This is a genomic window from Pseudoalteromonas sp. PB2-1, from assembly GCF_045040605.1.
GTDB classification, from domain to species: domain Bacteria; phylum Pseudomonadota; class Gammaproteobacteria; order Enterobacterales; family Alteromonadaceae; genus Pseudoalteromonas; species Pseudoalteromonas arabiensis.
On the sequence record NZ_CP090668.1, the window covers coordinates 102,288 to 113,744 of the forward strand.

12 protein-coding genes are annotated in these 11,457 nt (G+C 41.5%); 6 read left to right on the forward strand and 6 right to left on the reverse strand.

Annotated elements, in window-relative coordinates:
- Window positions 1-539: 539 nt before the first annotated feature.
- Together L0Z67_RS17430 and L0Z67_RS17435 are read right to left on the reverse strand one after the other, a co-directional pair.
- On the reverse strand, window positions 540-1,553 hold the full coding sequence (locus L0Z67_RS17430) for a zinc-binding alcohol dehydrogenase family protein (protein WP_237115439.1): 1,014 nt from the start codon (window positions 1,551-1,553) through the stop codon (window positions 540-542).
- Between the two features lie 93 nt (window positions 1,554-1,646).
- Entirely contained in the window at window positions 1,647-2,078 is a 432-nt protein-coding gene (locus tag L0Z67_RS17435) for a MarR family winged helix-turn-helix transcriptional regulator (RefSeq protein WP_062567676.1), read from the reverse strand.
- 123 nt (window positions 2,079-2,201) lie between these two features.
- On the opposite strand from L0Z67_RS17435, the gene L0Z67_RS17440 reads away from it, so the two are divergent.
- On the forward strand, window positions 2,202-2,630 hold the full coding sequence (locus tag L0Z67_RS17440; protein WP_237127289.1) for an organic hydroperoxide resistance protein: 429 nt from the start codon (window positions 2,202-2,204) through the stop codon (window positions 2,628-2,630).
- 27 nt (window positions 2,631-2,657) lie between these two features.
- Here the strand turns inward: L0Z67_RS17440 and L0Z67_RS17445 are convergent, their stop codons facing one another.
- Window positions 2,658-4,391: a GMC oxidoreductase gene (locus L0Z67_RS17445; protein ID WP_237127290.1), complete on the reverse strand. Its 1,734-nt coding sequence runs from the start codon at window positions 4,389-4,391 to the stop codon at window positions 2,658-2,660.
- A 274-nt stretch (window positions 4,392-4,665) separates the two neighbouring features.
- On the opposite strand from L0Z67_RS17445, the gene L0Z67_RS17450 reads away from it, so the two are divergent.
- The 3 genes from L0Z67_RS17450 to L0Z67_RS17460 all read left to right on the forward strand — a co-directional run bounded on the left by L0Z67_RS17450 (window position 4,666) and on the right by L0Z67_RS17460 (window position 8,750).
- On the forward strand, window positions 4,666-6,789 hold the full coding sequence (locus tag L0Z67_RS17450) for a methyl-accepting chemotaxis protein (RefSeq protein ID WP_237127291.1): 2,124 nt from the start codon (window positions 4,666-4,668) through the stop codon (window positions 6,787-6,789).
- A gap of 27 nt (window positions 6,790-6,816) precedes the next feature.
- Window positions 6,817-6,999 carry a hypothetical protein gene (locus tag L0Z67_RS17455; protein WP_237115435.1) on the forward strand — a complete coding sequence of 61 codons (183 nt, stop codon included), beginning with the start codon at window positions 6,817-6,819 and terminating at the stop codon, window positions 6,997-6,999.
- Between the two features lie 251 nt (window positions 7,000-7,250).
- Window positions 7,251-8,750, forward strand: coding sequence for a DUF3360 family protein (locus tag L0Z67_RS17460; RefSeq protein ID WP_130151820.1), 1,500 nt, complete (start codon window positions 7,251-7,253; stop codon window positions 8,748-8,750).
- Between the two features lie 41 nt (window positions 8,751-8,791).
- On the opposite strand, the gene L0Z67_RS17465 is transcribed toward L0Z67_RS17460, so the two are convergent.
- The gene (locus L0Z67_RS17465) at window positions 8,792-9,373 is read right to left on the reverse strand and encodes a TetR/AcrR family transcriptional regulator (RefSeq protein ID WP_237115434.1); all 582 of its coding nucleotides are present in this window, start codon (window positions 9,371-9,373) and stop codon (window positions 8,792-8,794) included.
- Between the two features lie 101 nt (window positions 9,374-9,474).
- On the opposite strand from L0Z67_RS17465, the gene L0Z67_RS17470 reads away from it, so the two are divergent.
- Window positions 9,475-10,017, forward strand: a complete 543-nt coding sequence (locus L0Z67_RS17470) for a carboxymuconolactone decarboxylase family protein (protein WP_237115433.1) — start codon at window positions 9,475-9,477, stop codon at window positions 10,015-10,017.
- Window positions 10,018-10,072: 55 nt separating this feature from the next.
- On the opposite strand, the gene L0Z67_RS17475 is transcribed toward L0Z67_RS17470, so the two are convergent.
- Complete coding sequence (locus L0Z67_RS17475; RefSeq protein ID WP_062567669.1) at window positions 10,073-10,597, reverse strand: hypothetical protein; 525 nt, start codon at window positions 10,595-10,597, stop codon at window positions 10,073-10,075.
- A gap of 49 nt (window positions 10,598-10,646) precedes the next feature.
- Here L0Z67_RS17475 and L0Z67_RS17480 point away from each other — a divergent pair, with 49 nt between their 5' ends.
- The gene (locus L0Z67_RS17480) at window positions 10,647-11,006 is read left to right on the forward strand and encodes a DUF1294 domain-containing protein (protein ID WP_237115432.1); all 360 of its coding nucleotides are present in this window, start codon (window positions 10,647-10,649) and stop codon (window positions 11,004-11,006) included.
- A gap of 59 nt (window positions 11,007-11,065) precedes the next feature.
- Here L0Z67_RS17480 and L0Z67_RS17485 read toward each other — a convergent pair whose 3' ends face one another.
- On the reverse strand, window positions 11,066-11,416 hold the full coding sequence (locus tag L0Z67_RS17485) for a PEGA domain-containing protein (protein ID WP_237115431.1): 351 nt from the start codon (window positions 11,414-11,416) through the stop codon (window positions 11,066-11,068).
- Between the last annotated feature and the right edge of the window lie 41 nt (window positions 11,417-11,457).

The window sequence follows — 11,457 nt, forward strand, 5'->3', positions numbered from 1 at the left end:
ATCAGCAACATTATGCGGATCGTGAGCCTCATGAATATGCCATGTGCTGATGTCTAATCGCCAAAGTAGATAAAGAGTGTGAAAGAAGTGAGTCACGTTAGTCTCCTTGTTAGTGCCTGTTCATACTCACTATTGGAAGATCTGTGCCAAACTGTTTTATGATTTAAATTTGTTTTAAATCAATATGTTGTGATTTTTGTTGTTATAAGTAATTTTTCCAAGCACTAAAATAGGGAAATAAGTTTTATTCTGTGCACTTTAATGATGCGTGTATGAAAGACCTATCCTGTTATCGTTAATGAATGAGAATAAAACGCGATGTGAAATCGCTGCTACATACTCGCGCCTCCTAGGAATGACTTTAGTCATGAATTATTAACTACCACACAAAGGTAAAACCCCTGGACGAAGGCGTGAAACTTGTTTCGCGCGCCAAGCAAGCGTGACGCCTAGAGGTCGTCCTGGGTGCGGTAGGGAAGAAACGAGGGCAAAACGCGATGTGAAATCGCCGCTAGATGCTTGCGCCACCTACATGCTTGTTACTCAAACCCTTCTAATACAAGCTTTCCACGAGCCTTGTGAGACTCTAATATCCCATGGGCTTTAATAAGGTTTGCTACGTTTATCTTACCTAAATGCTCACCCAATGTTGTTTTGATTGTACCGTTATCCACTAAGGTCGCGAGCTCTGAAAGAAGCTGATGCTGGGCAATCATATCATCGGTTTGGAACATTGAGCGGGTATACATAAACTCCCAATGCAGGGAAATACTTTTACGCTTTAACTTTAAAATATCAAAGCTTGCAGGGTCGTCGATCAGTGCCAATTTACCTTGTGGCTTGATCACTTCCATAATGCTATCAAGGTGTTGGTCGGTGTGCGTTAAGCTCACTACGTAATCAAATTCATTCAGGTCGGCTGCAAGGCGTTGCTGATTAAGGTTTTTGCTATGATCAAGCACATGATCAACGCCTAAATCTTTAAGCCAGTTGGCGCTTTCTTCTCGTGCGGCGGTACCAACAACGGTTAAATTGGTAAGCTGTTTGGCAAGTTGCACTAAAATTGAGCCCACGCCACCGGCGGCACCTATCACTAATACTGAAGCTGGCTTATTATTCTTACACTTTTCAATCTGTAAGCGGTCAAACAGTAACTCCCACGCTGTAATACTGGTTAATGGCAGGGCGGCTGCTTCACTATTACTAAGGCTTGTTGGTGCAAGACCGACAATGCGCTCATCAACAAGTTGCAGCTCAGCATTGCTACCTTGGCGCGTTAAGTCGCCAGCATAAAACACACGGTCACCGACATTAAATAACGAAACTTTGTCGCCAACAGCTTTAACCGTCCCCACGGCATCCCAGCCAATAACCTTGTAGCCACAATCTGGTGACACGTTAGCGCGAATTTTAGTATCAACAGGGTTTACTGAAATTGCTTCTACGGCTACAAGAATGTCGTGACCTGTGGCAACAGGATCAGGTAATTCAATCGCTTGTAATGAAGAGTCTGATAACGTTGGGGTTGCTGTAGTGTATCCAAATGCTTTCATGATGGTGTCCGTATTGATGAGTTTTGAACACTATAGCGCATCTAGTTTTATTAAAAAGCGGTGTAATCCAAATTCACTTTCAAATAATTTTTGTTAATTAAGGTCACTATTTACTAAATCGAGTAACTCAATCAGTTGCAACGCTTGTGGTTCGCTCACGCTTGGGAAGCGACAACGAATTTGCGACGGTATATCGGCAGCTTGATCTTGCATCGCCTTGCCTTTGGCTTCGAGCTGCACGAGTCGTTTGCGTTTATCTTGGCTATCTTTGGTGATCGATAACAATGCTTTATCGCTCATTTTTTTCAAAATTTGCGTCATCGCACCGCCATCAATAGCGGTTTTTTCAAGTAATTCAGCAATGCTGATCTGATCTTTTTCCCACAGCGCCATCATTACTACGTACTGCGGGTAGGTCAAATCTAATTGATTGAGAGAATCTCGATACGCACGGGCAATCCCATTCGATGCCATATATAAGCGGTGGCATAGCTGGTTATCTAATTTTAGTTGTGGGTATTTCATACTCGATCCTCAAAATTCAATACGAGTATTTTAATTTGCATGCAAAGTATTTGCAATCCCGGAAAAGCTGATCTAATATATTTTGCATACAAAATATATTTTCACTCAATTAGGAGAGTAATCATGAAAGAACTACAAAGCATCGCATACACAGCTAAAGCAACAGCAACAGGTGGCCGTGAAGGCATAGCAAAATCAGATGATGGTCGTTTAGATGTGGCACTATCAACACCAAAAGGGCTAGGTGGTGATGATGGTCAAGGTACTAACCCTGAGCAGTTATTTGCAGCAGGTTACGCAGCGTGTTTTATCGGCGCATTAAAATTAGTGGCTGGCCAAGCAAAAATTAAATTACCAGCAGATACTCACATTAACTCTGAAGTATCAATTGGTCCTATCGAAGGTGGTTTTGGTATTGCTGTTAAGCTTGCGGTATCAGTGGGTGATCTTGATAAAGACACCGCTCTTACACTTGTTAATAAAGCGCACGAAGTATGCCCATACTCAAACGCAACGCGTGGTAACATTGCTGTAGAATTATCAGTGATCTAATTGCTATTTATCAAAATAGGCCGTGCTTTATGCACGGCTTTTTTGTTTTTCAGCAATCGATTTTGCTAAATCACCTGAACCAGTAAGCGCTGATACTAGGCCTTCACGTGGTTTACTAAATTCTATTGGCTTAATCTTACTTGCTCTTGTTTCATCGAATACGGGTATTTGGCTCATCGCGTACTCAGACAATGCGGTAATGGTTAATGATGGGTTTACCCCTAAATTACCTGGTATGATTGAGCCGTCGATAACACGTAGGTTTTGATACCCAAAGACTTCACCAGAGCTATCAACGACGCCGTTAGAAGCATCAGTACCCATGGCAACTCCACTCATTATATGCGCCGTCATCGGGACACCAAAGAGCACTTCAGTTAAGGCTGAACCTGGTACACCACCGAGTTTTTCGGCGTAAAGTTTGGTTGCTTCTTCTGCTTTTGGAAAGCTAACGCTAAGCGGCGTGTCATTTTCTTTTTGCACGGCAGTAATGCCATTTTTAAATAAGCGATACCATTTACGTCGCCATTCAAGGTGAATAAACGCCTCTGATTTTTGCATCACTAAAAATACAATTGAGCTGCGGGCTTTGCCTTTTGAGCGTAATACTTTGGCCGTTTTTATTGGATGGCGAAGTGTATTAACTAAAAACTTAGTAATACGCTTGAGGCCTTTTCCCGTGACCATGGGAACGTAAGGTAAATAAAGCCACGTGCCATCAGCACCTTCTCGAAACCGACAAATTTCGATGTTGGTGTCTTTATCGGCCGAAATAAATGAGCTGATCGCAACACCGTCATCAACTTTTTTAGTGGTGTTGTTCACTGTGGTAAGTGTTTCAGAATTAGTGCGAATTTGCTGACCAAGCCATGGCGAAATGTTGGGTAGTGTTTTATCTTTATCGCGCATTTTTAAAAGCAAAGGAACAGTGCCCATCACCCCAGCACTTAGCACAACGCCTCGTGTTGTTAGCGTATAAATATGGCTATTGCGATGGCTGGTATCTTTAATCTTAATTTTGTATCCGGCGCTGCCATCTGCATTGAGCGGGGTGATTTTTATTACTTCAGAGCTAGCTCTTATCTCTACGCCATTGCGCTCGGCAAAGTAAAGATAGTTTTTCATGAGGGTATTTTTGGCATTATGGCGACAACCTGTCATACAGCTACCACAGTAATGACAGGTATTTCGCCTTGGACCATCGCCATTAAAGTAAGGGTCTGGTAGCTCTTTGTTATAGGCTTCGCCAGGTTTTGCAAAAAGCACCCCAGTGTTCACGGTTTTGAATGAGTCACCTTGACCCATCTGCTCAGCAATATCTTTAAGCGTGTCATCCGCAACATTAGTGTAGGTATTTTTGGCGCTGCCTAACATTCGCTGTGCAAGACCATAGTAGGGCATTAGGCTTTCTTTCCAGTCTGGCTTTATCCGCGTCCACGCTGGAGATTGAAAGACCTCATCATCAGGAATAAGGTGCACATTAGCATAAATTTGTGAGCCACCGCCGACACCTACGCCATGCAGCACAGTCACTTTGCTGGTAAGTGAAAGTTGAATGCAGCCTCTTAGACCAATTTCAGGCTGCCACATATAGTTTTTTATATCTAGGTTGGTCTTTGGAAACGCTTTATCTTCGCGGCGCAGGCCTTTTTCGAGTACTAAAACTCGGTTACCTTTCTCGTTTAGACGTAGCGCACTGACAGAACCGCCAAATCCAGAGCCTATGATAATTTGATCAAAATCAAATGTGTGTTGCTGCATTATTGTCACCTGTAGGTGTTTATTATTATGAGCTTATTTAAAAAGATTTCTGGATAAAGATAGAACGTAATTTGAAAAAGTTAAATAACCATCTAAATACAGCTGATTAATTGTTATAAGGAGTGTTGGCAGCCAACATAGCAAAGCAGTTACAGTTAATTCGTTTAGATGGGGTTATGAGCCTTAAATTCACACTTTTTTTCTATTCGTCTCTCTGTTGTCATGCAAATGGTCTAAACTATTAGCAAACCAACAATAAAAATGGGAAAAATCAATGCGGCAGTTAGCATTAGCAAAGAAATTATTATGGCTTACCGTTGGCAGTATTTTTATTACTGTGTTTGTTCTATCGAGTGTTTTATGGTGGCAGTTATCAAGCAGTAACCAACAGCTATCTGCGCAATCTGAAAAGCTGATTGTTGCTGAGGTTGAAGATAAACTTGCCTCTAATGCAGCAGCCTATGGTGAGCAAGTTGCTGGGTTTATTAATGAAGCGTATCGTGTGCCATACTCTTATGCTGCGATGTTGGGTGATGAAAAAGCCGCGAGTACGCTAACGCGTGAAGCTGTTGTGGAGTTAAACCGCTCATTGCTTGAAAAAAACACCTTACTGTCGTCTATTTATACTCAATTTGAGCGCAATGGGTTTGATAACCGCGATGCAAATTTTATCAGCGGTTATGATCACTCAGTTGCAGGGGCGGGGACGCTTGAAATTTATTTTACCCGTAATCGTGATGGTACTATTGAACAGCAAGTTGTTGAAGATGTTAAAGAAAAATACGTAGACACACTCAATGAATTTGGTCAACGAGAAGCTGAATGGTACCTGTGTGTGAAAGACACGAAAGTCCCTTGCATTATGGAGCCGTATCTTTATGAAATTTCGCCTGGGTATTCAGAAATGATGACCTCTCTGACAGTTCCAATTCTTAGAGGTGAAAAGTTTATAGGCGTTGCAGGTGTTGATTTAACCCTTCCTGTTTTCCAAAAAATGACAGAAAAGTTGTCAAAAGAGCTTTATAGCGGCAAAGCCCGGGTTACTTTATTAAGCTCGCTTGATTTAGTCGTTGGCAGTAGTCATTACAAAGATAAACTTGGCAGACCTCTTAAAGAAGCGGTGCCAAAAAATATGCTTGAAAACTACAATAAGTTAAAAAAGCAAAGTGGTATTTTTAAGGTGGGCGCAGAGTATTTAGTTAATTATCCAATCACCATTAAGCTTGCAAACACACAGTGGAATTTATTAATAGAGGTGCCGGCAGAGCTTGCTCTTGAAGGTCCGCAAGCTCTTGCTAATACGATGAGTGAAAATGCAAATACGTTAGGCGGTTTAATACTGGTTACAGGACTAATCATTGCTGGTGCCGCATTTTTGATTATGCTGCTAGTAATACGAACGATTGTTGCACCATTGCAACAAATTCAGCAACGGGTCGATAATCTTGCCAGTGCTGAAGGTGACTTAACGCAGACTTTGCATGTTGAGACCCACGAAGAGCTTATTGCTTTGGCTACAGGTTTTAATGCGTTTCTTGCCAAACTACGAACACTGATTAGCGAGCTAAAAAACGTATCAACTCAAACAAAGCAACAGGCAGAGCTTGCCACCAGTGTTGCCGTTGATACCAAACACAATGTTCAAGCTCAGTTCCAAGAAATTGAGAGCGTAGTAACTGCAATGAATGAGATGAGTGCGACTGCACTGGAAGTAGCGAGAGCTTCAGAGCAGTCAGCTCAACAAGCTGATGAAATTAACGGGTTAGTGGTCAGCAGTGAGTCAAGCTTATCGTCTGCGGTGACACAAGTTAAAACAATGTCGAGCGAGATAAAAGAAGCTAATCAAGCCGTTGAGAAAGTAGCGGCGCGAAGTAACGATATTACACAAATTCTAGACGTGATCAGAACAATTGCAGAGCAAACTAACTTGCTTGCGCTTAATGCAGCAATTGAAGCGGCAAGGGCAGGGGAGCAAGGCCGTGGTTTTGCTGTGGTTGCCGATGAAGTGAGGGCGCTTGCGTCTAAAACACGCGCTTCAACGGATGATATCAGTGGTCTTATCGACAGCTTGCAGCTTGAAGTGGGCAATGCCTCTAAAGTTATTGAGCAAGGGGTTGTGAGAGCTCAAACTGCGGTGGATGAAACCTCGGTCGCTTTTGATGCGCTGCATGAAGTTGTGGTAAAAGTTGATGAAATTACACAACAAATTACCCATATAGCAACGGCAGCAGAAGAGCAAAGCTCAGTTACGGAAGAGATAAATCGTAATCTTACCTTAATTTCAGATGCCGCATCGCAATTAGCCGAGCTATCAACACAAGCTGGAGATGGTAGTCAAACGCTTAATGCACTCGTTGCACAGCAAGATGATGAATTGAATAAGTTGAAAACCAAATAGGTGTTAAATTAGGTATTAAATGCAGGCGTGAAACTTGTCTTACGCCTGCATGTAGCAGCGGTTTTATACCGCGTCATAAGTGAACAACAACAAGATGCAATGAGTGAAATATGGGACAAACGCGATGTGAAATCGCTGCTAGATGTTCGTATCTTGCACCCCATTTCTCGACTGTTATCTATCTTGTTTGCTATTCATACAATTTATTAGACTAATAGTTAATATGCTTAAAAAGTAAGCAGTTACTTATTGTTTGCCTGCCTTTTTATAAACTAGATATTAAAAAGTTTTTTGATTTCATGAGTTTAACTTTTCTTTCTTAATGTTCTATATTTTAAAACTGCCTTTTTTACAAATTCATACCCTACCTTTTGCTTAATCGTGTTTTGTACCTCGCTGCTTTACCCTAAATGCAGAATAAAGACTCACACAATTTTCAAGATTAAGTAGTAGGAGAAGTCATGAATAAGACGCAGCATCAAGCATCAACTGCGCCTGCTGAGCTCGACCAGCAAAGCTATAAAGCACTCCACAAACCTAGCAGCGAATTTTCAAGCCGCGATGAATACCTCGAGAATGAACTGCAAATCATGCAACCTAAGCGTTGGCGACCAAACTTACCCTTTCGGGATTATCGTTTTGAGTTAGAAGATTCAATCCCCGCGATGGCAGGCACGATTGGTAAAGTGGTGATGGTGGGTGCAATTGCTGCCACATTTGCAGCCCCGCTTGGCCTTGGCGAAGCATTTATTTTAGAAAATGTTCGTTATGAGCTATTAATTGTTTCTATATTTATCTTATTGTTTTCAGGATTCTTTTTACCTACAGCAAACTTGGCTGGTACGCATGGGCCGCTGATCCCTTTAATACCTATAGTGGTTGCTGCGGGTGGTCATCCTATGGCGTTTGGATTACTGATCGGGGCATTTGGTTTATTGCTCGCACTCAGTAAAGGAGGCAGTTTACTGGCGGGCTTAACAAGCCGTGGTGTGTGTGGGGGATTACTGCTTTACCTTGGCTTTATCGGTACAATTTCACAGGTTAAAAAGCTGTTTGCATGGGCTGAGGGCATCGATATGACTCACATTGCCTTTATTGTGATCTTATCGACTATTGTTTTGTATGCACTGCTTGAGCATTACAAAAAGCGTTGGTTAGCCGTACCGTTAAGTTGTTTGTTGGGTGGTTTAATCGCCTTTTTACTGGGCGCGCCGTTTGAGTTTAAAACAGCTCCTGGATTGCCTAATATGAACCCGATGTATTGGTGGGGTGAAAACACCGGCTGGATGCTTGGCTTACCAACACTTGAGAGCTTTGTAGTGGTATTGCCATTCGCGGTGCTTGCGGTTGCGATGTGGTCTCCTGACTTTTTGGGGCATCAAGTGTTTCAAAAAATTAGTTACCCTGAGCGCACTGAAAAGGTTCAAATGAACATAGATGATACAATGTTTAGCGCCTCAATTCGTCAGACCTTTGGTTCGTTGTTAGGTGGTTCAAACTTTACCTCGTCATGGGGAACTTACATTGTGCCAGCAGCCATCGCGAAGCGACCGATACCAGCCGGTGCGGTGTTGACGGCTTTATTTTGTATCATTGCAGGTATTTGGGGCTACCCAATGGATTTAGCCATTTGGCAACCGGTATTATGTGTGGCACTGATTGTCGGGGTGTTTATTCCATTACTTGAAGCAGGTATGGAAATGACGCGAGAAGGCAAAACTACCCAGTCAGCAGCAATTGTGGTGTTTTCTTCTGCCTTAGTGAATCCTGCGTTTGGTTGGTCACTGACTATGTTATTAGATAACTTGGGTTTGATTGGCTGTAAAGAACGTAGCTCTGAGTTAACCCCAATGAGCCGTTGGATTATTCCACTGGTGATGTTCGTTATTTTAACTGGTGTGATGGCTATTGTGGGTATGCTACCTGGTATTCCAGCGTTAATGGCTGACTTTAGACATTAATTTTTAAGGGCAAGCTGAGTGTCTTGCCCTAACTTGCTTAGTTAAAAATCTTTAATTAGTTTAAACATCATCTCTACTAGCTCATTGCTTATAGTGTTTGATTGGGACCTATGCATGTAGCTTCTTAGACCTGTAAATTGGATTTGAAACAAACGCGCATATTCTAGCGGTGCATGGTTAGTTGCTAGTTCATTTTGTTTTTGTGCAGTGTCAAAAATATCTGTTAGGTAACATTCAAACTGTTGCAGTAGATCATTCGTTAAGTTTTTCAGTAGTGGCTGTGAGTAGTCAAATTCAGCATTCGCTTTAATTAACATACATATTTCACAACCGGGTTCTGAATCTTCCAATACAGCTTGAACAAAAGAGTGCAACCCTTCAAGTATGCTAGCACTACTTGATAAGTGTGTGGCGAGTAATGTCTTAAGTTGTTCAGCGTAGTTTTTAAGCGCTTCACTATATAGACCTTCTTTTGAGCCAAAGGCGGCATAAATACTCCCAGGGCGCATATCAACGGTCGTTTGTAAATCCCGCGTTGAGGTGGCCGAAAAGCCTTTTTGCCAAAATAGAATCCCCGCCTTTTTTATTACCTTTTCTCGGTCGAACTTAACTTTATTTACCATTTTTAACACCAATTTGAGCACTTGTTCAATTTTAACTTGAGCGAGTGCTCAAAAACAACTAGGCTATGCATCCATCACTTAAAAAAGACTTAGGAGAACACATGTCAAACTTTACGTTACATACTAAAGATACGGCTCCAGAAGCGGCAAAATCACTTCTAGATAATTCAGTGTCTGCGTTTGGGATGATCCCTAACTTGCATGCTGTAATGGCTGAAGCACCAACATTACTTGAGGGATATCAAGTGTTGCATGAGCTATTCCAAAAAACATCATTCACGGCTGAGGAACTAACGGTTGTATGGCAGACGATTAATGTAGAACATGATTGTCACTATTGTGTGCCAGCACATAGTGCAATAGCGGCAAGTATGAAAGTTGATCAAGCAATTGTGGATGCGCTTGTTAATAAAACCCCTTTAGCGAGTGCTAAGCTCGAGATCCTTCGTGGTACTACATTAGCGATGACGCGGAATCGAGGGGTTATTGATAAACAGCAACTAGACGCTTTTTTTGATGCAGGTTATTCGAATCAGCAGTTATTAGAAATTGTATTAGGCTTATCGCAAAAAGTGATGAGTAACTATACTAATCATCTTGCTAACACTGAGATTGATGAACCTTTTAAAAAGTTTGCAAAATAGCGTTTACTGAGCACGGTTTAGGTTTACTCGCTTAGACCGTGCTCAAACTGAGTGATTATTTAAACTTCACCTCTTTATTACTTCGGGTATAGATACGCTTTTCAGGTTTTGTCCATTGCCCTTTCTTTAAGTATGACGTTGAAACAATAAAGCTGTTATCTTTATACTCACTGGTCGATTTTACTTTCGTGATACCTTCTTGACTGCCAGTCACATTCTCGTAAGCAACAAATTGAGTAGGACTGAGGACGTTCATCGTTCCTTTTGTGTAAAACCCTGCGGTCGTGAAATAATAAAATACCAGAGACTGCTTGTTATTATCCCAAAAAATCATCGACTCGCCGCCATATTCACCTTCATTTATTGAATGAATGGTTTTTATTGCCATGCCGTTGAGTGCGCGTTGCCAAGTACTTACATCCTGAACAGCTGGCTTACCTTGTGCAACATCAAAGTCAGCTTGCCATGTGCCTAAATAAGGTTTAAAAACTTGCAAATGTTCTGATAGCTGCGGCTCTGCCGACAATACCGAAAAAGTACACAAGCACATTGATAGTAAAAGCGATTTTAGATGTGCCATAATAATGCCTCGTTTAGTTATAATTTTGTCTAGTATAGGTGATAATTCTTTGATTAAGAAAGCTCTAACATTTTTTGCTGTTTGTTTTTTACTATTTTTATGGGTTGCATCTTGGCAGCTAAATCTATCTTACTTGATTGCTGGTATTTACTCGGTAGTAAGTCTGATAACCTTTTTGGTGTATGGCTGGGATAAACGTTTAGCAGCTGAACATGGTGAGAATGTGATTAGAGTCCCTGAACGTACCTTACATATTTTAGGTGTTTTCGGCGGTTGGCCAGGCTCATTAGTTGCTCAGCAATGGTTAAGGCATAAATCTAAAAAGCGCCGTTTTATCTTTGTGCTTTGGCTTACAATTATTGCAAATGGATGTGCTTTATCATTGTTGTGTTATTTGCAATATATGTAGTGGAGCATAAAAAAGGAAAGCTAAGCTTTCCTTTGTGGTTGTTAAAAAGTAACGATACGTTATTGTGCTGATTCAGTTGCTGGGACGCTATCAAGCTCAACAGTTAATACAGTCTTTTTATTTACTTCGACCCATTTACGATAAGTTAAGAAGCCAGGTTTGCTTACCTCAATATCATATTTACCTTCATCAAGCTCAATACCGTCTTGGTAAACAGGCTTAATATTCATAATACGCACACGCGCATCGTCAGGTGTTGTGATAACAGTTAAAGAGGTTGCTGTCTCTTCTGCTACAATGGCTGTCGCCGCTGGCTCTACTACAGGCTCGGGTTTAGGAGCAACTTCGGTAGAGGTTGTCGAACAACCTGTTAAAAATAACATGACACATAACGTACTTAACTTTTTCATAACTACTCCATATTCTGTTGTATTGACGTTGACTGCATAGA

Excerpts from the sequence above, each read along its gene's own strand:
- L0Z67_RS17475 (WP_062567669.1), bottom strand. The coding sequence starts at position 10,597 with ATGGCACATCTAAAATCGCTTTTACTATCAATGTGCTTGTGTACTTTT.
- L0Z67_RS17465 (WP_237115434.1), bottom strand. The coding sequence starts at position 9,373 with ATGGTAAATAAAGTTAAGTTCGACCGAGAAAAGGTAATAAAAAAGGCG.
- L0Z67_RS17430 (WP_237115439.1), bottom strand. The coding sequence starts at position 1,553 with ATGAAAGCATTTGGATACACTACAGCAACCCCAACGTTATCAGACTCT.
- L0Z67_RS17445 (WP_237127290.1), bottom strand. The coding sequence starts at position 4,391 with ATGCAGCAACACACATTTGATTTTGATCAAATTATCATAGGCTCTGGA.
- L0Z67_RS17485 (WP_237115431.1), bottom strand. The coding sequence starts at position 11,416 with ATGAAAAAGTTAAGTACGTTATGTGTCATGTTATTTTTAACAGGTTGT.
- L0Z67_RS17435 (WP_062567676.1), bottom strand. The coding sequence starts at position 2,078 with ATGAAATACCCACAACTAAAATTAGATAACCAGCTATGCCACCGCTTA.
- L0Z67_RS17450 (WP_237127291.1), top strand. The coding sequence starts at position 4,666 with ATGCGGCAGTTAGCATTAGCAAAGAAATTATTATGGCTTACCGTTGGC.
- L0Z67_RS17440 (WP_237127289.1), top strand. The coding sequence starts at position 2,202 with ATGAAAGAACTACAAAGCATCGCATACACAGCTAAAGCAACAGCAACA.
- L0Z67_RS17460 (WP_130151820.1), top strand. The coding sequence starts at position 7,251 with ATGAATAAGACGCAGCATCAAGCATCAACTGCGCCTGCTGAGCTCGAC.
- L0Z67_RS17470 (WP_237115433.1), top strand. The coding sequence starts at position 9,475 with ATGTCAAACTTTACGTTACATACTAAAGATACGGCTCCAGAAGCGGCA.